Source organism: Noviherbaspirillum sp., assembly GCF_035254685.1.
GTDB lineage: Bacteria > Pseudomonadota > Gammaproteobacteria > Burkholderiales > Burkholderiaceae_D > Noviherbaspirillum.
Genome location: NZ_DATFAI010000045.1, coordinates 36,668 through 59,306, shown reverse-complemented (window position 1 = coordinate 59,306; position 22,639 = coordinate 36,668). Strand labels below are relative to the sequence as shown.

General features: G+C 61.2%; 21 protein-coding genes. 2 read left to right on the top strand and 19 right to left on the bottom strand.

Translation table 11 applies throughout. The features are described from left to right. Window positions 1–5: 5 nt before the first annotated feature. From VJ698_RS21215 to VJ698_RS21205, 3 genes are all read right to left on the bottom strand, one after another. Window positions 6–821: an NAD-dependent deacylase gene (locus VJ698_RS21215; protein ID WP_324104804.1), complete on the bottom strand. Its 816-nt coding sequence runs from the start codon at window positions 819–821 to the stop codon at window positions 6–8. A 3-nt stretch (window positions 822–824) separates the two neighbouring features. Next, on the bottom strand, window positions 825–1,175 hold the full coding sequence (locus VJ698_RS21210; RefSeq protein ID WP_324104803.1) for a thioredoxin family protein: 351 nt from the start codon (window positions 1,173–1,175) through the stop codon (window positions 825–827). Between the two features lie 103 nt (window positions 1,176–1,278). Then, window positions 1,279–2,172, bottom strand: a complete 894-nt coding sequence (locus VJ698_RS21205) for a DMT family transporter (RefSeq protein ID WP_324104802.1) — start codon at window positions 2,170–2,172, stop codon at window positions 1,279–1,281. Window positions 2,173–2,300: 128 nt separating this feature from the next. On the opposite strand from VJ698_RS21205, the gene gcvA reads away from it, so the two are divergent. Beyond that, entirely contained in the window at window positions 2,301–3,203 is a 903-nt protein-coding gene (gene gcvA, locus VJ698_RS21200; protein WP_324104801.1) for a transcriptional regulator GcvA, read from the top strand. 8 nt (window positions 3,204–3,211) lie between these two features. On the opposite strand, the gene clsB is transcribed toward gcvA, so the two are convergent. From clsB to VJ698_RS21120, 16 genes are all read right to left on the bottom strand, one after another. Next, window positions 3,212–4,378, bottom strand: a complete 1,167-nt coding sequence (clsB, locus tag VJ698_RS21195) for a cardiolipin synthase ClsB (protein WP_324104800.1) — start codon at window positions 4,376–4,378, stop codon at window positions 3,212–3,214. A gap of 65 nt (window positions 4,379–4,443) precedes the next feature. Further along, window positions 4,444–5,238 carry an endonuclease/exonuclease/phosphatase family protein gene (locus tag VJ698_RS21190; RefSeq protein WP_324104799.1) on the bottom strand — a complete coding sequence of 265 codons (795 nt, stop codon included), beginning with the start codon at window positions 5,236–5,238 and terminating at the stop codon, window positions 4,444–4,446. Between the two features lie 83 nt (window positions 5,239–5,321). Further along, window positions 5,322–5,825, bottom strand: a complete 504-nt coding sequence (nudB, locus tag VJ698_RS21185; RefSeq protein WP_324104798.1) for a dihydroneopterin triphosphate diphosphatase — start codon at window positions 5,823–5,825, stop codon at window positions 5,322–5,324. A 213-nt stretch (window positions 5,826–6,038) separates the two neighbouring features. Beyond that, window positions 6,039–7,844, bottom strand: coding sequence for an aspartate--tRNA ligase (gene aspS / locus VJ698_RS21180; protein WP_324104797.1), 1,806 nt, complete (start codon window positions 7,842–7,844; stop codon window positions 6,039–6,041). 86 nt (window positions 7,845–7,930) lie between these two features. Then, the gene (locus tag VJ698_RS21175; RefSeq protein WP_324104796.1) at window positions 7,931–8,566 is read right to left on the bottom strand and encodes a DUF502 domain-containing protein; all 636 of its coding nucleotides are present in this window, start codon (window positions 8,564–8,566) and stop codon (window positions 7,931–7,933) included. Between the two features lie 51 nt (window positions 8,567–8,617). Continuing rightward, window positions 8,618–8,911, bottom strand: coding sequence for an FmdB family zinc ribbon protein (locus tag VJ698_RS21170; RefSeq protein ID WP_324104795.1), 294 nt, complete (start codon window positions 8,909–8,911; stop codon window positions 8,618–8,620). A gap of 169 nt (window positions 8,912–9,080) precedes the next feature. After that, the gene (locus VJ698_RS21165) at window positions 9,081–10,544 is read right to left on the bottom strand and encodes a sodium:solute symporter family protein (RefSeq protein WP_324104794.1); all 1,464 of its coding nucleotides are present in this window, start codon (window positions 10,542–10,544) and stop codon (window positions 9,081–9,083) included. A gap of 157 nt (window positions 10,545–10,701) precedes the next feature. Beyond that, window positions 10,702–11,304: a methyltransferase domain-containing protein gene (locus VJ698_RS21160; RefSeq protein WP_324104793.1), complete on the bottom strand. Its 603-nt coding sequence runs from the start codon at window positions 11,302–11,304 to the stop codon at window positions 10,702–10,704. 3 nt (window positions 11,305–11,307) lie between these two features. Next, the gene (gene ubiB, locus VJ698_RS21155) at window positions 11,308–12,885 is read right to left on the bottom strand and encodes a ubiquinone biosynthesis regulatory protein kinase UbiB (protein WP_324104792.1); all 1,578 of its coding nucleotides are present in this window, start codon (window positions 12,883–12,885) and stop codon (window positions 11,308–11,310) included. Beyond that, on the bottom strand, window positions 12,886–13,461 hold the full coding sequence (locus VJ698_RS21150; protein WP_324104791.1) for a ubiquinone biosynthesis accessory factor UbiJ: 576 nt from the start codon (window positions 13,459–13,461) through the stop codon (window positions 12,886–12,888). It lies immediately after the preceding gene. A gap of 79 nt (window positions 13,462–13,540) precedes the next feature. Then, window positions 13,541–14,455: a Tim44 domain-containing protein gene (locus VJ698_RS21145; RefSeq protein WP_324104790.1), complete on the bottom strand. Its 915-nt coding sequence runs from the start codon at window positions 14,453–14,455 to the stop codon at window positions 13,541–13,543. 29 nt (window positions 14,456–14,484) lie between these two features. After that, the gene (ubiE, locus tag VJ698_RS21140) at window positions 14,485–15,219 is read right to left on the bottom strand and encodes a bifunctional demethylmenaquinone methyltransferase/2-methoxy-6-polyprenyl-1,4-benzoquinol methylase UbiE (protein ID WP_324104789.1); all 735 of its coding nucleotides are present in this window, start codon (window positions 15,217–15,219) and stop codon (window positions 14,485–14,487) included. 119 nt (window positions 15,220–15,338) lie between these two features. Continuing rightward, window positions 15,339–15,773 carry a DUF971 domain-containing protein gene (locus VJ698_RS21135; RefSeq protein WP_324104788.1) on the bottom strand — a complete coding sequence of 145 codons (435 nt, stop codon included), beginning with the start codon at window positions 15,771–15,773 and terminating at the stop codon, window positions 15,339–15,341. Between the two features lie 49 nt (window positions 15,774–15,822). Continuing rightward, window positions 15,823–16,260, bottom strand: a complete 438-nt coding sequence (locus VJ698_RS21130; RefSeq protein ID WP_324104787.1) for an HIT family protein — start codon at window positions 16,258–16,260, stop codon at window positions 15,823–15,825. Window positions 16,261–16,268: 8 nt separating this feature from the next. Beyond that, on the bottom strand, window positions 16,269–20,264 hold the full coding sequence (locus tag VJ698_RS21125; protein WP_324104786.1) for an FAD/FMN-binding oxidoreductase: 3,996 nt from the start codon (window positions 20,262–20,264) through the stop codon (window positions 16,269–16,271). 146 nt (window positions 20,265–20,410) lie between these two features. After that, complete coding sequence (locus VJ698_RS21120) at window positions 20,411–20,899, bottom strand: YqaA family protein (RefSeq protein ID WP_324104785.1); 489 nt, start codon at window positions 20,897–20,899, stop codon at window positions 20,411–20,413. A gap of 98 nt (window positions 20,900–20,997) precedes the next feature. Between VJ698_RS21120 and ilvA the strand changes: the two genes are divergently transcribed. Beyond that, window positions 20,998–22,551: a threonine ammonia-lyase, biosynthetic gene (ilvA, locus tag VJ698_RS21115; RefSeq protein ID WP_324104939.1), complete on the top strand. Its 1,554-nt coding sequence runs from the start codon at window positions 20,998–21,000 to the stop codon at window positions 22,549–22,551. The last annotated feature ends 88 nt before the right edge of the window (window positions 22,552–22,639 follow it).

Below are 22,639 nucleotides of genomic sequence, written 5' to 3'. Positions count from 1 at the left end.
CAGGTTCACACTGCCGTCGGCCAGGCCGCGTGCACCAGTGCCGGGAGAACCTCGCCTGCCTTACCGCGCAAGACATACTGTGCAATCTCATCATGACTGGTCGGCGCCGGATTGATCTGAATCACGGTTCGTCCGAAGGATCGCGCATGGCGCGGCAGGCTGGCCGCAGGTTCCACCAGGCTGGAGGTGCCCACGCAGAAAAACAGGTCCACGCATTCCAGCACCTCGGCGGCGCGCGCCCATGCCGCTTCGGGCAGTGCCTCGCCGAACCAGACCACGCCGGGCCGCACCAGCCCGTTGCAGCGCGGGCATACCGGCGGCGCTGCTGCATCTTCATCGACATCCTTTATTGGCTGCCTGCAGTCGGAACAGATGTTGTCGAGGATATTGCCATGCAACTCGATCACATCGCTGCTGCCGGCGCGCCGGTGCAAACCATCCACGTTCTGCGTGATGACAGTGACATGCTCGACCAGATGTTCCATCTGCGCGATGGCAAGATGCGCCGGATTCGGGTTCACCTCGCGTATCAGCTTGCGCCGCCAGGCATACCAGTTCCAGACGGTGACGGGATCGCGCCGGAAAGCCTCGGGCGTCGCGAGGTCCTCGGCGCGGAATTGCGCCCAGAGCCCGGTCTGCGCATCGCGAAAGGTGGGAATACCGCTCTCGGCGGACACGCCGGCGCCGGTGAACACGGCGATATGTCGCGCGGCACGCAGTTTCTCCAGCAGATCGGGTTCGAAGTGCATGGGTCGCAATTTGGCGGAAGGAGAATCGGCAGTATAGCCGCGGCCCATCGTTCCGGCTACGGGCGCGGCCACGGCTTATGCCGTCGTGACATGCCGCTCGCCATGATCGATCTTTTCGAATGCCTTGCGAATCTCGTTCTCGCTATCGGGGCGGACGAGGCGGGCGGCTTCCTTGCCATTGTCAAGAAAGACTAGCGTGGGCCAGAGCTTCACCCGGAATGAACGTCCGAGCGGCTTGCCCCGGCCGTCTTCAATCTTGAAATGCTGCACATCGTCATGATCGGCAAAGGCGGCAGACAGCAGTGGCTGCGCGGCGCGGCAATAGCCGCACCAGGGCGCCCCGAATTCAAGCACGACCGGACCGGCCAGCGTGTCGATATCGGCACGCGTCGGCTCGCTGGCAGCGTAGGTGGTGTTCATTGCCATGGAATCTGCTCACTGGACAATTGCTTCGGCACTTGATGGCGGGAACCCGCCTGCATGGACATTTCCATGCATCTTGCCACGATCAGATCAGGCTCACAACCGACTATGCCGCCGCCTCACCGGCAATCGGTGCGTCCGCATGTTTCGGCCGCTGCGCAAGAAGGATGACGGCCGTCAGCACCATCGCGCCGCCGGCAAGTTGCCCGCCGCTCACGGATTCGCCCAGCAAGGCCACGCCGAGGCAAAGGGTGATCACCGGTTCAAGCGTCGAAATGATGGATGCCTGCGCAGCACCGATATGCTTGATGCCGATCAGGAAGAATGCCACCGCCATCACGGTGGAGAACAAGGCGATTGCGGCAATCGCCAGCCAGGCAGTGGTTCCCGATGGCAGCGCCGCACCGCTGGCAGCGGCAAGGAGGGAATTGCCGACGCCTGCGGTCGCCATAATCACCAGCGTGCCAGCCAGCGGATCGGTGCCGATGGTCAGGCGACCGCCGAGCACGATGTAAATCGCATAAATGCCGGCTGCCAGCAACCCGAGCGCGATGCCGAGCGGCTGCCCTTGCAGGTCGCCGCCGAGCGTGATGCCGAGCCCGGCGACTGCGAGCACGAGAAGCAGCACGGTACGGCGGTCGAGCTTTTCCCATCCGAACGCGACAGCGAGCATCGTGACCAGCACCGGATAAACATACAGAAGGAGTCCGACCAGCCCGCTGCTCGCGTAGCGCAAAGCGGTGAAATAGCTCTGCGCCTGGCTGGTATAGAGCAGGCCCATCAGCACGAAGCCCGCCAGCGTCCTGCCGCGCGGCAGGCGCAGGCGCCTGGCCCAGACCACCGGCGCGAGAAAGAGCACTGCCAGCACGAAGCGCCATGCCAGCAGCATCGTCGTACTGACACCCGTGGCGTAGGCGATCCTGGCGAACAGGGCGACACTGCCAAAACCGAGGGCGGACAGCAGGACAAGGGCAACAGCAGACTGGCGGGGCATGGACATGGCGGGATGAGCAAATTTGATTAGGGGTCGCGGGCAATCACCACGACACGACCTCAGTGTAATTGGCTTGCACAGGACGAAACAAATCAATATTCTTGAATGATTGACCCAATAATTTTGAGGCTACCATGAGCTATCGCCTGCCTCCCCTGCCCGCCGTCCGCGCCTTCGAAGCGGCCGCCCGCCACGGCGGATTCCAGAGCGCCGGGGAGGAAATGCATGTTTCCGCCGGCGCCGTCGCACACCAGGTGAAGCAACTGGAAAACTGGCTGGGCGTCATCCTGTTCCAGCGCCTGCCACGCGGCGTCGTGCTGACGCCCGCCGGACGCCAGTATGCGGAAGCCTTGCGGCCGATCCTGGAAAGCCTGGCCGATGCATCGGAGGCCGTCCGGCACCGGGGCGACGAGCGTGTGGTGACGGTGACCTCCGTGCCGTCGCTGGTCTCGCGCTGGCTGATGCCGAGGCTGGGGCGCCTGCGCGAGCAGCATCCGGAGATCGACATGCGGGTGCTGGCGTCACTGCATCCGGTCGATTTCCTGCGTGAAGGTGTCGACGTCGCGATCCGCCTCGGCACCGGGCCTTATCCCGGCCTGAAGGACGATGTGCTGCTGGAGGAATGGTTTTGCGCCGTATGCAGCCCCGCATTCAAGGCTGCCGCAACCGATCTGCGCGAACCCGCCGACCTGCTGCGCTATCCCTTGCTGCACGACGAAACGGAGGCGCGCATTCCCGATGAAGTGAACTGGGCGCGCTGGCTGCAGGCCTGCGGCGTGAACCATGCAGGCCCGGCGCGGCCGAGTTTCTCGCACACCTACCTGACGCTCGAGGCAGCCGCGAACGGCCAGGGCGTGGCGATCGCGGCCGAACCATTCATCGAGGAAGACTTGCGCACGGGGCGGCTGGTACGGCTGTTCCCGCAGCGGGTGCTCGGCCCTTACCGCTTCCACCTGCTCCGTTTGCCGGAAGCGGAGGCGCGCCCGGCGGTGAAGGCATTCTGCGACTGGATCAGGGCGGAAGCCCTGGGAGCCTGATTGCTGCGTCACTCGGTATAGCGGCCCAGGGTGATCAGCCTGAGGATCACCTTGTAGAGCATGTACGCCGCGCCATACCAGGCGCGTTCATACCATGGAACGTTGGCGTAATCCTCGATCCGCACACGCACGCCTTCACTGACCGCGCGCTCGATCTGATCGCGCAGGTCCCGGGCGAAGCAACGGTCCTTCACGACGATGTTGGCCTCCTGGTTGACGAGCAGACTCAGGCCATCCCAGTTGCTGGAACCAACAGTCGCCCATTCATCGTCGACCACGGCAACCTTGCCGTGCAATTGCGTCTTGCGGTACTCCACCACCCTAACGCCGCTGCGCAGCAGCTTCGGATAGAACGAGTGAGCCACCGCATCCTGAATGCGGAATTGGCCCACGCCGATCAGCAGCGTGACTTCGACGCCGCGCAGCGCGGCCGTTGCCAGTCCGTCGCGCAACTTTCGGCCCGGGGCGAAATAGGGATTGGCGAGCAGCGCGCTTTTCCGCGCGCTGCCCAGCGCCTTCAGGTAGGCCTTTTGGATGGTGCGGCGGTTGCGCAGGTTGTCGCGCACCACGAGGGCAGCAAGCGCTGGTCCCTCTTCAAGCGTCGTGCCCATCGGCCGCCGCTCCATGAAGCGCTCCCAGCGGTACTTCAGGCCCAGCCCGGTCAGCATCATCCAGTGCGCCTGCATCTCCTGATGGATAGTGACCACAAGCGGCCCATTGATCTGCACGGCGAAGTCCCAGCGCGGCGCCGGCAAGGGCGTATTGAAACCATCGTCCGACACGTAGTCGTAGTTGATATTGAGCCCGCCGAGGAATGCAACATGACGGTCAACGACGCAGATCTTGCGATGCGTGCGGGTGATGCCGCGCGTGAACCAGGCATTGAACACACGATGATTGACGCCGCCCTCGCGCAGCAGATGGTTGAGCCGTACCGATTGCCGGTGCCCGGTGCCCAGCCAGTCGGTAATGACGTTTACCGACACGCCGCGCGCCGCGGCGCGCACCAGCGCATCCTTCACCCTGAGGCCGGTTTCGTCCAACGCGAAAATGTACGTTTCAAGGAAGATTTCGTAGTGTGCCGCATCAATGGCGGCAATCAGCGCCGGATAGAATTCGGCGCCGCGAAACAGAAGCGTGATTTTGTTGTGAGCGGTAAATTCTACCGGACGCATAAAGGGGAAACGACTCCGGGGATGTATGCCTGGCAAGCATTCTACATGGTCGGAGCCGCCATCCTTTATCTGAGTGCCAGCGATGCAACGATGGGCGCGTGGTCCGACAGCTTCGCCCACAAGCCGCCATGCAGCACCTGCGCCGACTCGATCTCCAATCCCCGCACGTAAATCCGGTCCAGCCGCAGCCAGGGAAGCGCGGCCGGGAAGGTCCGCGCCGGCTTCATCTTGGGCCCGCGTCCGGCCAGCATGCGCATATAGGCGCCGAAGCCGCGCGAAGACAGGTCTTTGTCGAACACTTCGGTGACCCCGAGATGCTGGCGCAGCGAATCGCTCAGCTCGTTGGTCCAGTCATTGAAATCACCGGCAATGACCAAGGGCGCATCGGGCGGCGATGAGGTCTGCACGGCTTCGATCAGCGCTTCGGTCTGCCGTCTCCGGCTGCGCGCGAACAGGCCGAGATGGATCACATAGCAATGCAGGTCGGCCTTCGGCGCCTGCACCACGCAATGCAGGATACCGCGTGCCTCGAAAGCATGATCAGAGACATCCCGGTTGATCGACGAAAGTACCGGAAAGCGGCTCAGCAGGGCATTGCCGTGATGGCCATGGTCATACACGGCATTCATCCCGTAGACGGCCTGGTGGGAATCGCCGGCAAGAAACTGGTGCTGGGCCTCCTCCGGCCAAACGTCGGCGTGCCGCATGGCGTACTTGTCGTGCCGCCCCTGCACTTCCTGGAGGAAGAAGATGTCTGATTCCATTGACGCCAATGCCTGCTTGAGGGCATGAACACGCGGCATGCCGCGCAATGAGCTGACGCCTTTATGGATGTTGTACGTCGCGATGCGAAGTTTCATGAATTTATTCTAGACCCTATGCAAGAGATGTGCAGGGTTCGATCGCGATGACGGGAAATTGTTTCCGGCGGGCTTGTTTCAGATTAAGTTCCGGCGTGGCGCGCGTGCTTGGGCAGTTGCAATATCGCTTCTGCATTCGACGGCGAGAAGCATTTGTCGGCCGCCTCGCGATAGGGAAGCCAGAGATGGTCCACGTGCTCGCGCGGCGCAAGCGTGACGGCGATATCGCGCGGCACGAGCAGTCCGAACACATGCTCGGTGTTCGTAAACACGCCGGGCGCATAACGATGGCGCCACACGGGGTAGATTTCGTAGATGTTGGAAAGATGCCAGTCGCGCAGGCTGGCGACTGGAACACTGTTTGCGTCCCGTTCGTGTGCCGATGCTTCGTCGACGATGCGGATACCCGTTTCCTCGAACACCTCGCGCACCGCCGTCTCGATCAAGGGTTCATCCTGCGTGTCCTTCGATCCGGTGACCGACTGCCAGTAGCCTTCCTTGTCCGCACGCTCGATCAGCAGCACGTCGAGGTTGGCGCTGTAGATCACGACAAGAACCGATTCAGGAATTTTGTAGGGCTTCGACATGCACCTTCCATGACGCTTCGCAGTGACTCATGCGACATGATAACCGAAGAGCGTTTGGGTCCACGGAAAACACAGAAGACACGGAAAAAACAGATCAACCTGGCAAGGTGGAAAGCTTTCGTGCTTTCCGTGTTTTCCGTGGACACAAGTCTTTATGCCGAAAACAAAAAAGCGCGGACTACTCCGCGCTTTCCTGATGCTGCAAGGCCTTGATTACGCCTTCGCTGCCGGTTCCACGTTACGCAGGCGGATGTGCAATTCGCGCAACTGCTTCTCGTCGACTTCGGACGGCGCTTGCGTGAGCAGGCACTGTGCGCGCTGGGTCTTCGGGAAGGCGATCACGTCGCGAATCGATTCGGCGCCGGTCATCATGGTGACAATGCGGTCGAGGCCGAATGCGAGGCCGCCGTGCGGGGGCGCACCGTATTGCAGCGCATCGAGCAGGAAGCCGAACTTGGCCTGCGCCTCTTCCGCATCGATCTTGAGCGCGCGGAATACCTTGCTCTGCACATCTGCGCGGTGGATACGCACCGAGCCACCGCCGAGTTCCCAGCCGTTCAGCACCATGTCGTAGGCCTTGGCCACCGCCTTACCCGGATCGGTTTCCAGCAGGTCTTCATGGCCGTCCTTCGGCGAGGTGAACGGATGGTGCGCGGCAACGTAGCGCTGGTCTTCCTCGTCGTATTCGAACATCGGGAAGTCGATCACCCACAGCGGCTTCCAAGTGTCTTCGAATAGTCCGCTCTTCTTGCCGAAATCGCTGTGGCCAATCTTCACGCGCAAGGCGCCGATGGCGTCGTTGACGACCTTGGCCTTGTCGGCGCCGAAGAAGATCAGGTCGCCGTCCTGCGCGCCGGTCTTCTCGATGATCGCATTCAGTGCGGCGTCATGCAGATTCTTCACGATCGGCGATTGCAGGCCGTCGCGGCCCTTGGCCTTCTCGTTGACCTTGATGTAGGCCAGGCCCTTGGCGCCGTAGATCGCCACGAACTGCGTGTAAGCGTCAATCTCCGAACGCGGCATCGCGCCGCCGCCCGGCACGCGCAGGCCGACCACGCGGCCGCCCGCCATGTTGGCGGCGCCGGAGAACACCTTGAAGTCCACGTCCTTCATCACGTCGGTCAGGTCGGTGAACTGCAGCTTGACGCGCATGTCCGGCTTGTCTGAGCCGTACATGCCCATCGCGGTCGCGTAATCCATGACCGGGAACGGGTTCGGCAGATCAACGTCCAGCACCTTCTTGAACACGCCGCGAATCATGCCTTCGAACAGGTCACGGATTTCCTGCTCGTTCATGAACGAGGTTTCGCAGTCGATCTGCGTGAATTCCGGCTGGCGGTCGGCGCGCAGGTCTTCGTCGCGGAAGCACTTGGTGATCTGGTAGTAGCGGTCGAAGTTGGCGACCATCAGCAACTGCTTGAACAACTGCGGCGATTGCGGCAGCGCGAAGAAGTTGCCGGCGTTGACGCGCGACGGCACAAGGTAGTCGCGTGCGCCTTCCGGCGTCGACTTGGTCAGCATCGGCGTTTCGATGTCGATGAAACCGTTGGCATCGAGGAACTTGCGCACTTCCATCGTGACCTTGTAGCGCAGGCGCAGGTTGTTCTGCATCTGCGGGCGGCGCAGGTCGAGCACGCGATGCGTCAGGCGCGTGGTTTCCGACAGGTTGTCATCGTCAAGCTGGAACGGAGGCGTGACCGACGGGTTCAGCACTTCGAGCGAATGCGCCAGCACTTCGATCTTGCCCGACTTCAAATTCGAATTGGTCGTGCCTTCCGGGCGGTTGCGCACCACGCCGGTGATGCGGACGCAAAATTCGTTGCGCACGGCTTCCGCGGTCTTGAAGACATCGGCGCGGTCAGGATCGCACACCACCTGCACCAGGCCTTCGCGGTCGCGCAGGTCAATGAAGATGACTCCGCCGTGATCGCGGCGACGATGCACCCAGCCGCACAGGGCAACGGTTTGGCCGAGAAGCTCCTCGGTAACGAGGCCGCAATATTGAGTTCGCATAGACATGATTGTTTTCCAGTTTCAGATTCTTTGTAATGGTCCCGCTTCCCGCATCGGATTCCAGTCGGGACCCGGGTGAAAGTGCGCCGGCTTCAGAGTGGAGGAGGTACGGCCTTCAGATTCTTCGAGGCGGCTACGACATGTTCGGGCGAAACGACACCCATCGACACGATGTACTTCAAGGCTTCTTCGACGCTCATGTCGAGTTCGATGGCGTCGGCGCGCGGCAACATGAGGAAAAAGCCGGAAGTCGGGTTCGGCGTGGTCGGCACATACACACTGATGTAATCGCCCTGCAGATGGTTCCGGACGTCACCGCCAGGAATGCCGGTCAGGAAGGCAATGGTCCACGTGCCTTCGCGCGGATACTGCACCAGCATTGCCTTGCGGAATGCGTTGCCGGACGACGAGAACAAAGTGTCCGACACCTGTTTGACGCTGGAGTAGATCGAGCTGACCACAGGAATACGAGTCAGCAGCATTTCCCAGGCATGCACCACCTGCTTGCCGATGAAGTTCCGCGTAAGCAGCCCGGTGACGAACACGAACAGCAGGGTCAGTATCGTGCCCAGTCCGGGAATATGGAGACCGAGGAGCGCTGCAGGTCGCCAGCTCTCCGGCAGCAGCAGGAGCGACTGGTCCATCGTGCTGATGATCAAGTTCAACACCCACAGGGTGATCGCCAGTGGAACGAGGATCAGCAGGCCGGTGACAAAATATTTACGCATGGTCTTCTTCGGGCAAGAGCGCTCGGTTGGTGCGCTCCATAGGGAACGTGGTCAGGCCGCAGCGCTGGTATCGGCCGCACATCCGCCTCCGCAGGATTCCGCTGCGGGGCATGCCGGCTCGGCCGCCGCGGTCTTGCCGCTCGAGGGTGAAGTGCTGGAGCCATTATTCTTGAAGTCGGTGGCGTACCAGCCGGTACCTTTCAACTGGAAGCCGGCGGCGGTCAGCTGCTTTCTGAATGTGCTCTTCGCGCAGGACGGGCATTCTGTCAGCGGCGCATCGGACAGCTTTTGCAGCACATCCTTTGTGAATCCGCACGTTTCGCAGCGATAAGCATAAATCGGCATAGAAATCTCCTGCAAAAATCATCCAAAACCCTGAATTATAAAGGTTTTTGGGCTCGCTTTGCGCGAATGCACGAATACCCGCAAGCAGAAAGCCGTATAGCGTGCTCTCTGGACCTCCCGCAAGGCGTCAAGCTTGCAACAGGAATAACAAAACCCGATCCGCAGCGCCTCAGGCACTCACACCCTTGACCGAATGCCGCGGCTCATGGCGGTTTTTCAGCACCTGTGGCAGGAGAGATCCGACAACCATGCCGGCCAGCGCGGCGATCAGTCCGGCAAGCTGACCGGGGAAATGCTCGCCCAGTCCGGTCAACTGCGGGAAGAACAGGATCCAGGTGCCGATGCCCGCTGCCAGCGACACGATCGCGCCTTGTGTCGTCGCGCGATGCCAGTACAGGCCCGTCACCAGCGGCACGAAGGCGCCGACCAGCGTCACCTGGTAGGCAGCGGAAACAAGGTCGTAGATTGGCGTGCCTTTCATGGCGATGGCATAGGCCAGCACCAGCGACGCGAATACAACAATGGTGGCACGCATTGCGAACAGTTGCTGGCGGTCGCTCATGCCAGGGCGCAGATTCTTGAGGATGTTCTCGACGAAGCTGGTGGATGGCGCCAGGAGCGTGGCCGAGGAGGTGCTCTTGATGGCGGACAGCAGCGCGCCGAAGAAGAAGATCTGCATCACGAGCGGCATCTTGGTCAGCACGAAGGTCGGCAGCAGGCGCTGGTAATCGTTCTTCATCATCTCCACCGCACTCTGGCCCATCACCAGGACCGCGCAGGAAACGATGAACATCGGCACGAAGGCGAACAGGATGTAGCTCGCACCGCCGATCATTGCGCCGGCGCGCGCAGTCGGCGCATCCTTGGCCGACATCACGCGCTGGAACACATCCTGCTGCGGAATGCTGCCAAGCATCATTGTCACCCCTGCGCCGACGAAGGCGGCGATATCGGTGAAGGTGGGCGTCGGCAGGAATTGCCACAGGTTGTCCCTGCGCGCCATGGCAAACACCTGGCCAGCACCACCGGCGAGATCGGCGGAGAAGAATGCGATGATGCTTAGGCCGATCACCAGCACGATCATCTGGATAAAATCGGTCCACGCAACGGCAAGAAAACCGCCAATCACGACATAGATCAGCACAGCCAGCGTACCGACGATCATGCCGGCGGTCTCCGACATGGCGCCATTGGTCAGCACCGAGAACACCAGTCCCAGCGCGGTGATCTGCGCCGCGACCCAGCCGAGGTAGCTCAGGATGATGGCGGCGGAACAGAATACCTCGATGCCCTTGCCGAAGCGCTGGCGGTAGAAGTCGCCGATGGTCAGCAGATGCAGCTTGTAAAGCCGGACGGCGAAAAACACGCCCACCAGGATCAGGCAGGTGCCCGCGCCGAAGGGGTCTTCCACGATGGCATTCAACCCGCCCTGCACGAACTTGGCTGGAATGCCCATGACGGTCTCGGCGCCGAACCAGGTCGCGAACGTTGTCGTCACCACCATGATCAGCGGCAGGCTGCGTCCGGCTATGGCGAAGTCGTTGGTGCTCTTGATCCGTGTACCGGCCCATACACCAAGCGCAAGGGTGCCCAGCAGATACAGCACGACAAAAGAAATCAGCGTGTAATTCATGTCTCTTCGCTCCGCATGCGCTTCTTGACCTTCAGGCTCTTTTGCCAGAGGTCATGCCGATACATGCATGCCCCTGCGTCAAATTTTCCGGGATTATAGCTTCAGAAACCGGCCACAACGATTCCGAAAACCAAAAAGCAATACTTTTGCGAAGTAGTCAGTGTGCCTTGCGCCGCCAGACCTGCCAGCGCTCCCTGCCAGCAAACACGGGCAGCGAATCCGCCACGGCTTCATCGGCAATGCGCTCGAAGAATGGAGTCAGCAGGTTCTCCAGCTCGGCGGGAACAATGCCGAAGGGCGGGCCTTTCGGCGCATCGTCAAAGAAAAAGAAACCGGCCAGCAGGCCGCCCGGCGGAAGCAGTTCCGCCCAGCGGTTCACCACGGCCTGCCGCATCTGGCGCGGCAATGCGCAAAAGAACGCGCGCTCGTAGATGAGTTCGACAGGACGCGCAGGCGCAAATCCGAAAAAATCGGCTTGCACGACACGTTCCGCCCAGCGCTCCAGCGCCTTGCGCGCCGCATCTACCGCAGCCGGTGAAAAATCGATGGCGGTCACATCCCACCCTGCTTCGGACAGGCAGGCCACTTCATAGCCGGTGCCGCAACCGGGAATCAGCGTGACATAAGGCTGGGGCGACTTCTCCACGAAATGCCGGAAGGCCTCGGGCACGTCACCGCGATCCCAGGGTGTGAACTCCTGCTCGAAGCGCTCCGACCAGAATTCGGGCGCGGAAGGATCGCGGCTCGCAAAGCTCGGCATGTCTTACCACCAATGGAATTGAAAGAAACGGATCAGCATCTGCGCGATCACGATGCCTATCAGCAGGCCGCCGCCAAAATATACGCCGAGGCCAAGCAATATGTTCGTCCGCCGTTGCTCGGCCAGCAATTGCCTCATCAATTCGGTATTCTCCTGCGGCGGCGTTTCCGCACGCGCACTCAGCACCTGGTGCACGAGGCGTGGCAGTTCCGGAATCATCTTGTTGTAGTGCGGGATCTCTTCCTTGAAGCGCGCGACCAGGCCGCGCCAGCCGATCTGCTCCTGCATCCAGTTCTCCAGGTACGGCTTGGCCGTTTTCCAGAGATCAAGGTCCGGATCGAGCTGGCGGCCGAGGCCTTCGATATTGAGCAGGGTTTTCTGCAGCAGCACCAGTTGCGGCTGCACGCCGATGTTGAAACGGCGCGAGGTCTGGAACAGCCTCAGCAGCACGGTGCCGAAGGAGATGTCGCGCAGCGGCCGGTCGAAGATCGGTTCGCAGCAGGCGCGCACTGCCGATTCCAGTTCATCGACGCGCGTTTCCTTCGGCGCCCAGCCGGATTCGATGTGCGCTTCGGCCACCCGCTTGTAATCGCGGCGGAAAAAGGCGAGGAAGTTCTGCGAGAGGTAATCCTTATCGTAGTCGGTCAGCGTGCCGACGATGCCGAAGTCGAGCGCGATATAGCGGCCGAACGTCTCCGGTTCGATCGACACGAGGATGTTCCCGGGATGCATATCGGCATGGAAGAAGCCGTCACGAAATACCTGCGTGAAAAAGATTTCGACGCCGTCGCGCGAGAGCTTCTTCAGGTCCACGCCTTCAGCGACCAGGCGGTCGAGGCGTGAAATCGGAATACCACGCATGCGCTCCATCACGATCACGGACGTGGAGCAGTAGTCCCAGAACATTTCCGGCACGAGCAGCATCTTCGAATTCTGGAAATTGCGGCGTAGCTGGCTGGCATTGGCCGCCTCGCGCATCAGATCCAGCTCGTCGTGCAGGTATTTGTCGAATTCAGCGACCACTTCACGCGGCTTCAGGCGGCGCCCGTCGGCCCACAGTTTCTCGACCCACTCGGCGGCGATGCGCATCAGCGCGAGGTCCTTCTCGATCGACTTCTTCATGTCGGGCCGCAGGACCTTGACCGCGACTTCGGTGCCATTCTTCAGCTTCGCAAAGTGAACTTGCGCAATCGAGGCCGATGCGACCGGCTTGCGGTCGAATTCCGCAAACAAGTAGTCGGGGTGTTCGCCAAGCGATTTCTTGATCTGTGCAATCGCGAGTTCGGAGTCGAAAGGCGGGACGCGATCCTGCAGTTTCGCCAGCTCATCGGCGATGTCGGGCGGCATCAGGTCGCGTCGCGTCGAGAGCACCTGGCCAAATTTCACGAAGATCGGGCCAAGTTCTTCCAGCGCCTGCCGCAAGCGCACGCCGCGCGGCGCTGAGACATTGCGCCAGAAGCTCAGCGCGGCAATCAGCTTCACGATACGCGGATGCGCCAGCTCGGTCATGGCGATCTCGTCAAGACCGTACTTGACGGCAACCCGGCCGATCTTGAGAACCCGCAGGAATTTGAACAGCATTTAGCGGCTTCCCTTCAGTTTTTCGATACGCTTGGCAAGCCGCTCGACGTCGTCACGCAAGCGTGCGACCTCGGCAGAAAAATCCTCCACCGTCTGCGGACGCACCAGCAAGGGCTTCTCATCCAGGAAGTATTCGGCTACGTTCTCCGCCAGCTTCTGCTGCGTGGACCGGGCAGTTTCAACAGCCGCGCGCACGCCTCCCATGACGCGCACCGCGGCGACGTCGCCGACCAGCCTGGATAGGTCTTCTTCGGCTTCCCAGCGCAGCGTGTCGGCAAGTTGCGAAATCGTGTTGGCAAAATCCGCGTCACCATCGATCTGCACGTAGGAAAAGGCATGTTCGCGATGCTGCAGGATCAGCGGCAGGTCGGACAGCTTGATGCGGATGCGGACATTCGCCGGTTCGTCCGCAGTAGCCGCCTGGACCATGCCATCGGCAGCAACCTTCAGCCGCACGCCGGTAACGCCCGCATCGAAAAAAGCGACTTTTCCTGCATGCTTGACAAGCTTGTCGCGCGCCCAGGTTTCCCGGGCCAGCAGATGGTTGAGTGCGGCGGACGTAGTGGAGGAGATCATGGCGATAAAACAAAACCGCCCGTGACTATTCACGGGCGGCCACAAGTTTACCAGTTTGCCGCTCGGTATTTCAGCCGGCTCAGGATAATTGTTGAATCCCTGCCAGCACCCAGCCGCCCTGCCCCGATACTGGCTTGGTCAGGTTCCAGATCTCGGCGAAAGGTTCGGCCGGCGCGTTTTCGGCCTCTTTTATCATTCCCGAGAACTTGACGCTAGCCATGTATTCATTGCCGGTTCTTTCCATACCCAGCAATTCGCCATCCAGCGACACCACGTCGGTCTGGTTGGGTGATGCGCCGCGCTCCTGCAGCTGCAGGCGCAGCTCGGCGAACATTTCCGGCGTCGTGAATTCGCGGATGTCATTGATGTCGGCACGATCCCAGGACGCCTGCAACCGGATGAAATACGTCTTCGCATGGCGCAGGAAAGCCGGTGCGTCGAAATCAGGCGGCAGGCCGGGCGCGCTGCTGGCCGGTTCAGCCTCGAACGCGGCATGCTGCATCTGCGGCTCGACGCGCGAGCCGATTTCCGGTGTGCGCGGCCTGGCGTTATCGGCGGAATAGCTGCCGGCATAAGCATGTTGCGAATCGCCGCCACTCTTGCCGCGGAACAGACGCATCAGGAAAGCAATTGCCAGTGCAATCAATGCCAGCATCAGAATCGTGCTGATCATGCCAGCCATGGCGCCGCCGAGGCCGAAATGCGACAGCAAGGCGCCCAAACCCAAGCCGAGCAAGGCGCCGCCGAGCATGTTGCGCCACGGACTTGCAGGCCGGGGCGGAATGCTGTTTTGCGGTGCCGTGGACGGCGCCGTGGGGCTCGCCTGGTTCGAATTGGAATAACGGCTGGGGGACTGCGCAGGTGCCTGGCGGCTGTAGCTCGGCGCCTGGCGGCCGAACGAACCTCCGCCGCCCAGCCGTCGAGCTTCCGCGTCGGAAACGACGACAGACATCGCGCCCAGGAAGACTACCAGGGCGATCAGAAACTTCTTCATGGAACTCTCCTTGCAGTCGATTCGGACTGCTACAGCTTGATCCCGGTGTGCAGCGCGGCCACGCCCGCGGTCAGGTTAAAGTACTCGACGCGTTCCAGCCCGGCATCCTGCATCATCTTCTTCAGCGTTTCCTGGTCAGGATGCATACGGATAGACTCGGCCAGGTAGCGATAGCTCTCGGCATCGTTGGCGATGCGCTTGCCCAGCCACGGCAGGACCGAGAACGAATAGACGTCGTACGGCTTCTGCAGCGGCTCCCAGACCTTGGAAAATTCAAGGACCAGCAATTTCCCGCCCGGTTTCAGCACGCGATGCATTTCGGACAAGGCAACGTCCTTGTGCGTCATGTTCCGCAGGCCGAATGCCACGCTGACGCGATCGAAATAATTGCTCGGGAACGGCAGTTTTTCCGCATCACAGAGCAAGGTGGGGGTGGCAAGGCCCTTGTTCAATAGACGGTCGCGACCGACGCGCAGCATCGACTCGTTGATGTCCGTCAGCCACACTTCGCCCGTCGGTCCCGCCTGCTTCGCGAATGCCTTGGCGAGGTCGCCGGTGCCGCCCGCGATGTCGAGTACCTTGAACCCGGGGCGCACGCCGGCCTGCGCAATCGTGAAGGCCTTCCAGATACGGTGCAGTCCGCCGGACATCAGGTCGTTCATCACGTCGTATTTGTTGGCGACGGAATGAAAAACCTGGGCGACTTTCTGTACTTTTTCTTCTTCGGGGACGGTCTGATAACCGAAATGGGTGGTATTGGTCATGGGTAGGAGCCTGTAAATCCAGCCCGCATTATACAAGTGCAGGCAGCGGGTGTTGCCAGAAGTTCCATGTGCCGGCCGTTGCTGCCTTGAATCCCTTGCCTGGCATCAAATCGTGAGTATCAATGCTTGTGTCCGCAGCTTCCACCCTTACCCTGGGCCTCCGGCATGGGCGCATCGCGTCCGGTTTCTCGCGTGAACCCCGCTGCCTCCAGGCGCTTCATGTAATCCTCCCAGAGCTGGTCCTTGTTGGCGCCGAGCCAGTGCAGGTAATCCCAGGTATAGATACCGGTATTGTGGCCATCCGAGAAATGCAGCTGCACGGCATAGTTGCCGACCGGGTCGATCGCCGTCATGAGCACATTGCGCTTGCCGGTCTGCAGGACTTCCTGCCCCGCGCCATGGCCACGCACTTCGGCGGAGGGCGATTGCACACGCAGGAATTCGAACGGCAGGGAATACACCTCGCCAGAGGCGAATGCCAGCTCCAGCTCGCGCGATTGCTTGTGGACGGTGATAGCGGTCGGTGTCGTTGCAGCAGTCTTTGTGTCAGCCATATGCGTGAAAATGTTGAGGATTTCCTTTTGACCGGCAGCAACCGGCGTGTCAGAGAAGAGAGCTTTCGAAACGATCGAGCAAGGCTTCGCGCAGCCTCGGCATCAGCGCCTTGCGCCTGGCCAGCTCGGCGGAATCCGGCGTGCGCTTGACCTCTCCCCAGATCGGATTGGGGAAATGCGCATCGTCCTCGTAGCGCGGAATGATGTGCCAGTGCAGGTGCGGTACGACGTTGCCGAGGCTGGCCACATTGACCTTGTGCGGCTGCATGACCTCGCGTACGGCTTCTTCCACCTGCCACACGGCAGCGATCAGGATCGCGCGATCCGCAGTGGACAGATCGGTCATTTCCTTCGCGTGTGCATTCCAGATCACCCTGCAAAAACCGGGATAGCGCTCGTCGTCGACCAGCACGATCCGGTAGTTGTCATCCCGGTACACGACGTCGCCGCCGGGCTGGATGCACAATTCGCAGGGCGCTTCTTTCATGGGCTTCCTCAGACCAGCACGCGTTCGATGCCGCCGTCATTGGCCAGCGCGACATAGTCGGGCAGCCAGTTTTCGCCGAGCAGATACTTCGCCATTTCAATCACGATGTAATCGGCGGTGGTATCGGCATCCTCGTTGTAGCGCAGCAAGCCTTGCAGGCAGGACGGGCAGGAAGTGAGGATCTTGACGTCGCCCTTGAAACCATCGGCGCGCAGCTTGTCCGCTCCCTTGCGCATTTCCTCTTCCTTGCGGAATCGCACCTGCGTTGCGATATCGGGGCGGCTGACACCCAGGGTGCCGGACTCGCCGCAGCAACGCTCGTTCTTTTCCACTTTCTGGCCGTCAGCCGTCGTGATCAGCGCATTCACCGTTTTCAGCGAATCCTGCTGCTTCATCGGGTTGTGGCAAGGCTCGTGGTACATGTAGCGGACGCCATTCACGCCTTCCAGCTTCACGCCTTTTTCGAGCAGGTATTCGTGGATGTCGATGATCCGGCAGCCAGGGAAAATCTTCTCGAATTCATAGCTCTGCAGCTGGTCGTAGCAGGTGCCGCATGAAACTACGACTGTCTTGATGTCGAGGTAGTTCAGCGTGTTGGCCATGCGGTGGAACAGCACGCGATTGTCCGTCACCATTTTCTCGGCCTTGTCGTACTGGCCGTTGCCGCGCTGCGGATAGCCGCAGCACAAATAGCCCGGCGGAAGCACGGTCTGCACGCCGACATGCCACAGCATGGCCTGCGTGGCCAGGCCGACCTGCGAGAACAGCCGCTCCGATCCACAGCCCGGGAAATAGAACACGGCTTCGGTGTCGGCCGTTGTCTTCTTCGGGTCGCGGATGATCGGGATGATCTTGTCGTCCTCGATGTCGAGCAGCGCGCGCGCCGTTTTCTTCGGCAGGTTGCCCGGCATCTTCTTGTTGATGAAGTGAATCACCTGCTCCTTGACCGGCGGCTTGCCGTGCGTTGCCGGCGGCGCCTTGGTCTGCTTGCGGGCGACCGTCTTCAGCAGATCGTTCGCGAAGCGTTGCGCCTTGTACCCGATGCCCGTCATCGCCGCGCGTGTGGCATTGATCGTCGCCGGGTCCGTTGCATTCAGGAAGAACATCGCCGCAGCGGTACCGGGCTTGAATGACTTCTTGCCCATCTTGCGCAGCAGGTTGCGCATGTTCATCGAGACGTCGCCGAAATCGATATCGACCGGGCACGGCGTCACACACTTGTGGCAGACAGTGCAGTGGTCGGCAACGTCCTCGAACTCTTCCCAATGCTTGATCGATATGCCGCGGCGCGTCTGCTCTTCATACAGGAATGCCTCGACCAGCAGGGAGGTCGCGAGAATCTTGTTGCGCGGCGAATAAAGCAGGTTTGCGCGCGGCACGTGCGTGGCGCACACCGGCTTGCACTTGCCGCAGCGCAGGCAGTCCTTCACGCTGTTGGCAATAGCGCCGATATCGCTCTGCTGCATGATCAGCGATTCATGCCCCATCAGGCCGAACGACGGCGTGTAGGCATTGCGAAGATCGGCCGGCATCGTCGGATCGTTGAGCAGCTTGCCCTTGTTGAAGCGGCCCTGCGGATCGACCCGCAGTTTGTAATCGCGGAAATCGTGAATCTCGTCTTCGGTCAGGAATTCCAGCTTGGTGATGCCGATGCCGTGTTCGCCGGAAATCACGCCGTTGAGCGAACGCGCGAGCACCATGATGCGCGCCACGGCGGCATGCGCATCCTTGAGCATCTGGTAATCGTCGGAGTTGACCGGGATGTTGGTGTGCACATTGCCGTCGCCCGCGTGCATGTGCAGGGCGACGAATACACGGCCGCGCAGCACGCGCTTGTGAATGGCACTGCACTCGTCGAGGATCAGCCTGAACGCGCCGCCATTGAAGATCTGGCGCAGTTGTGCGCGCACTTCCGCCTTCCACGAAACGCGGATGGTGCGGTCTTGCACGACGTGGAACACATTCGCGTCCGGCTGGCGCGCGAGGCGTTCATCGAGCCAGGTGGTCGACACGTCGAGCGCAGCCAGTTCGTCGCGCGCGTCGCGCAGCGGCTTGTCAAGTTGCGTCAGCAGGTAGGTCCAGCGCGCGTGCGCGGCATCGATCAGGTCCACCGCCTGCGCAACGCGGTCGCCGAGCAATTCTTCCGGCGGAATGTCCTTCGCATCCGCGTCCTCGCTCTTGCCGAGCGGCAGATGGCCGACGGTGAAGAAGGTGCGCAATTCACCCAGCAACTGCAGCTTGTTCCTGATCGACAGCTCGATGTTGATGCGCTCGATGCCGTCGGTGTATTCGCCCATGCGGTTGAGCGGAATCACGACGTCTTCGTTGATCTTGAACGCGTTCGTATGTTTTGCGATCGCCGCCGTGCGCGCGCGGTCGAGCCAGAACTTCTTGCGCGCTTCAGGGCTGGCGGCGACAAAGCCTTCGCCGACGCGGGTATTGGCCATGCGGATCACTTCGGACGCGGCGCGTGCCACGGCGTCTTCGTCATCGCCGACGATGTCGCCGAACAAGGCCATCTTCGGCAGCACACCGCGCTTGGACTTGGTGGCATAGCCGACCGCGCGCAGGTAGCGCTCGTCGAGATGTTCGAGGCCGGCGAGTATGGCACCGCCCTTCTTCGCTTCCGCGTCGAGATAATCCTTGATTTCGACGATGGACGGAATCGCGTCGCGCGCCTGGCCGAAGAATTCGAGGCAAACGGTGCGCGCATGCTTCGGCATCTTGTGCAGGATCCAGCGCGCGGAGGTGATCAGGCCGTCGCAGCCTTCCTTCTGCACGCCAGGCAGGCCGGCGAGGAACTTGTCGGTGACGTCCTTGCCCAGGCCTTCCTTGCGGAAGCGGCGCCCTTCGATTTCCAGGATTTCCGTCCTGAAGGGCTTGGCATTCCTGCCCTTTTCGTCCGGATGCGTCCATTCCAGCTTGAACTTCGCCACGGGCGCATCGTGGATCTTGCCGAGGTTGTGTTCGAGTCGCGTGACTTCCAGCCAGTCGCCGTTGGGGTCGACCATGCGCCAGCTTGCGAGGTTGTCCAGCGCGGTGCCCCACAACACGGCTTTCTTGCCGCCTGCATTCATCGCGACGTTGCCGCCGATGCAGGAGGCTTCCGCCGAAGTCGGATCGACCGCGAAGACGAAACCGGCCCGTTCGGCTGCATCCGAGACGCGCTTGGTGACCACGCCGGCGCCGGTGTAAATGGTTGCGTAGGGTTTGTCCACGCCGGGCAGCATGGTCATTTCGACCGTACCGAGCTGCTCCAGCTTTTCGGTATTGATGACGGCCGAGAGCGGCGTCAGCGGAACGGCGCCGCCGGTATAGCCGGTGCCGCCTCCGCGCGGAATGATGGTCAGGCCGAGTTCGATGCAGGCCTTGACCAGGCCAGCCATCTCATCCTCGCTGTCCGGCGTCAGGACGACGAACGGATATTCCACGCGCCAGTCGGTCGCGTCGGTAACGTGCGATACCCTCGACAGGCCGTCGAACTTGATGTTGTCCTTCGCCGTGCAACGGCCAAGCACCTTGGTGGCGCGCTTGCGCAAGTCATAGGTCTGGCGGAACTCTTCGCCGAAATCGGCGACCGCCTTTCTGGCGGCCTTGAGCAGGGTTTCGACATTCGTGCTGCGGCGCTTGGCCTGCGCATCGCCTGCCTCGGCCAGATCGGTGGTGAGGCGGCGCTTTTCGATTTCCGTCAGGCGGTGGTTGAGCGCATCGATCAGCGCCTGGCGGCGCTTCGGATTGTCGAGCATGTCGTCCTGGAGGTACGGATTGCGCCGCACCACCCAGATATCGCCAAGGACTTCGTATAGCATGCGCGCGGAGCGGCCGGTCTGGCGCTCGCTGCGCAGCTCGTCGAGAATGCGCCACGGATCTTCACCCAGAAGGCGAATGACGATCTCGCGGTCGGAAAACGAGGTGTAGTTATACGGGATTTCGCGCAAGCGGGTCGGCGCTGAATCGCTGGGCGCGTCGGGAAGCAAAGCTTGGATTTGTGCTGGGGCGTTCATCAAGGTTGGTGGCAAATCCTTAAAGGCGCATTTTAGCTTATCGCAATGCAGCAGGCTGAACAGCCTTACAGTCCTTGCGGCCAAACTCCCGAAAACAGAGGATATCGGCGCGGATTCGCATCGGAAAAGTGTTGAATTTACGACAATCAGAGCAGATCCACCAATCGCCGCCAGAACCCGTCGGGAACGACCATCAGCACCGTGGTCATGGTGAGGTAGCGCAGGAATTTGCCTGCCGCCATGTAAATGATGCATGGCCAGAATGGCAATTTCAGCCAGCCGGCAAGCGTGCAGATCGGATCGCCGATGCCCGGCAGCCAGGCGAGCAGCATGGTTTTCGCGCCGTAGCGCTGCAGCCAGGCGAACCAGCGACTTTCGCGTTCCCTGGCAAATGCCTGTTTCGCGCCGGAGCCCATCCAGTAGTCGATCGCGCCGCCCAGCGTGTTCCCGATGGTGGCGACGGTCATCGCCGGCCAGAACAGGGCGCCATTGGCCTTCACCACAGCGAATACCGCAGGCTCCGACCCTAATGGCAAGAGCGTCGCCGACAGGGTGCTGATGAGGAAGAGGGATGTCAGTCCGACATCGGGAATTGCCAAAATATTCAGCAGCCAGCGGATTGCAGATTCGATCATGAATGGAGCCTGTCCACGGCGGACGGGGATACGGGCGGACAACGGCATGGAAGCATGTCAGGGCCGTCCATTATAATGGTCAGCTTGCGCGCGGCATTATTGGGGAACGCGCGAACGACCCGAAGCATATGACTACCAACTATCTACAGAAAATCCTGAACGCCCGCGTCTACGACGTCGCCATCGAAACACCCCTGGAGCTCGCGCCCACGCTGTCTGAACGCATGGGCAACAAGATCTACCTCAAGCGCGAGGATATCCAGAGCGTGTTCAGCTTCAAGCTGCGCGGGGCCTACAACAAGATGGCCCACCTCACCCCGGCGCAACTCAAGCACGGCGTGATCTGCGCTTCGGCCGGCAACCACGCGCAAGGCGTCGCCCTGTCGGCGGCGCGGCTCGGCTGCCGTGCCGTGATCGTGATGCCGACCACAACACCGCCGGTCAAGATCGATGCGGTGAAGGCGCGCGGCGGCGAAGCGGTGCTGTTCGGCGATTCGTATTCGGATGCCTACAACCACGCGCTGACGCTGGAGAAGAAGCACAAGCTTACCTTCGTCCATCCCTTCGACGATCCCTACGTCATCGCCGGGCAAGGCACGGTGGGCATGGAGATACTGCGCCAGCATTCAGAACCCATTCATGCGATCTTCTGTGCCATCGGCGGCGGCGGGCTGATTGCCGGCGTGGCCGCCTACGTCAAGTCGGTGCGCCCCGATATCAAGGTGATCGGCGTGCAGACCACCGATTCCGACGCCATGGCGCGCAGCCTGAAAGCGGGCCGTCGCGTGACGCTCAACGATGTCGGCCTGTTCTCCGACGGCACGGCGGTCAAGCTGGTTGGCGAAGAAACCTTCCGCCTCGCGAAGGAGTATGTGGATGACGTGATCCTGGTCGATACCGACGAAGTCTGCGCTGCGATCAAGGACGTATTCCAGGATACGCGCAGCATCCTCGAGCCGGCCGGCGCGCTGGCAGTGGCCGGCGCGAAGGCCTACGTCGAACGCGCAAAGGCCAACAAGAAGCCAATCGCGAATGAAACCCTGGTGACGGTCACCAGCGGCGCCAACATGAACTTCGACCGCCTGCGCTTCGTTGCCGAAATGGCCGAAGTGGGCGAATCGCGCGAGGCGGTGTTCGCGGTCACGATTCCGGAGGAGCGCGGCAGCTTCAAGCGCTTCTGCCAGCTGGTCGGGCCGCGCAATGTGACGGAGTTCAACTATCGCATCAGCGACGAGAAGGTCGCGCATGTCTTCGTCGGCATCCAGGTTTCCAGCCGCGATGAATCAGGCAAGATCACGAAGAATTTCGAGAAGCACGGCTTCAAGACGATCGACCTGACGCATGACGAACTGGCCAAGCTGCACATCCGTCATCTGGTCGGCGGCAAGAGCCCCCTTGCGAATAACGAATTGCTGTACCGCTTCGAATTCCCAGAACGTCCGGGCGCGCTGATGCGTTTCCTCGACAGCATGGCGCCGAACTGGAACATCAGTCTTTTCCATTATCGCAACCAGGGCGGCGATGTCGGCCGCATCCTGGTGGGACTGCAGGTGCCGAAGAAGGAAATGAAGGATTTCCGTGCCTTCCTCTCGACACTGGGTTACCGCAACTGGGACGAAAGCGACAATCCGGCTTACAAGCTGTTTCTGTAACCGCAGTTGGCGGGCGAACCGGCAACATCGCCCGCTGTCATAGGTAATTATTGGTTTCCGGTTTCGCTCACAAGCGAAACTGAAAGCG

Coding starts and splice junctions, on each gene's coding strand:
- VJ698_RS21150 (WP_324104791.1), bottom strand. CDS start 13,461: ATGATCTCCTCCACTACGTCCGCCGCACTCAACCATCTGCTGGCCCGG.
- ubiE (WP_324104789.1), bottom strand. CDS start 15,219: ATGACCAATACCACCCATTTCGGTTATCAGACCGTCCCCGAAGAAGAA.
- VJ698_RS21175 (WP_324104796.1), bottom strand. CDS start 8,566: ATGCGTAAATATTTTGTCACCGGCCTGCTGATCCTCGTTCCACTGGCG.
- VJ698_RS21135 (WP_324104788.1), bottom strand. CDS start 15,773: ATGGCTGACACAAAGACTGCTGCAACGACACCGACCGCTATCACCGTC.
- VJ698_RS21205 (WP_324104802.1), bottom strand. CDS start 2,172: ATGTCCATGCCCCGCCAGTCTGCTGTTGCCCTTGTCCTGCTGTCCGCC.
- clsB (WP_324104800.1), bottom strand. CDS start 4,378: ATGCGTCCGGTAGAATTTACCGCTCACAACAAAATCACGCTTCTGTTT.
- ubiB (WP_324104792.1), bottom strand. CDS start 12,885: ATGCTGTTCAAATTCCTGCGGGTTCTCAAGATCGGCCGGGTTGCCGTC.
- VJ698_RS21125 (WP_324104786.1), bottom strand. CDS start 20,264: ATGAACGCCCCAGCACAAATCCAAGCTTTGCTTCCCGACGCGCCCAGC.
- VJ698_RS21165 (WP_324104794.1), bottom strand. CDS start 10,544: ATGAATTACACGCTGATTTCTTTTGTCGTGCTGTATCTGCTGGGCACC.
- VJ698_RS21130 (WP_324104787.1), bottom strand. CDS start 16,260: ATGAAAGAAGCGCCCTGCGAATTGTGCATCCAGCCCGGCGGCGACGTC.
- nudB (WP_324104798.1), bottom strand. CDS start 5,825: ATGTCGAAGCCCTACAAAATTCCTGAATCGGTTCTTGTCGTGATCTAC.
- VJ698_RS21190 (WP_324104799.1), bottom strand. CDS start 5,238: ATGAAACTTCGCATCGCGACGTACAACATCCATAAAGGCGTCAGCTCA.
- VJ698_RS21160 (WP_324104793.1), bottom strand. CDS start 11,304: ATGCCGAGCTTTGCGAGCCGCGATCCTTCCGCGCCCGAATTCTGGTCG.
- VJ698_RS21210 (WP_324104803.1), bottom strand. CDS start 1,175: ATGGCAATGAACACCACCTACGCTGCCAGCGAGCCGACGCGTGCCGAT.
- aspS (WP_324104797.1), bottom strand. CDS start 7,844: ATGTCTATGCGAACTCAATATTGCGGCCTCGTTACCGAGGAGCTTCTC.
- VJ698_RS21145 (WP_324104790.1), bottom strand. CDS start 14,455: ATGAAGAAGTTTCTGATCGCCCTGGTAGTCTTCCTGGGCGCGATGTCT.
- VJ698_RS21120 (WP_324104785.1), bottom strand. CDS start 20,899: ATGATCGAATCTGCAATCCGCTGGCTGCTGAATATTTTGGCAATTCCC.
- VJ698_RS21170 (WP_324104795.1), bottom strand. CDS start 8,911: ATGCCGATTTATGCTTATCGCTGCGAAACGTGCGGATTCACAAAGGAT.
- gcvA (WP_324104801.1), top strand. CDS start 2,301: ATGAGCTATCGCCTGCCTCCCCTGCCCGCCGTCCGCGCCTTCGAAGCG.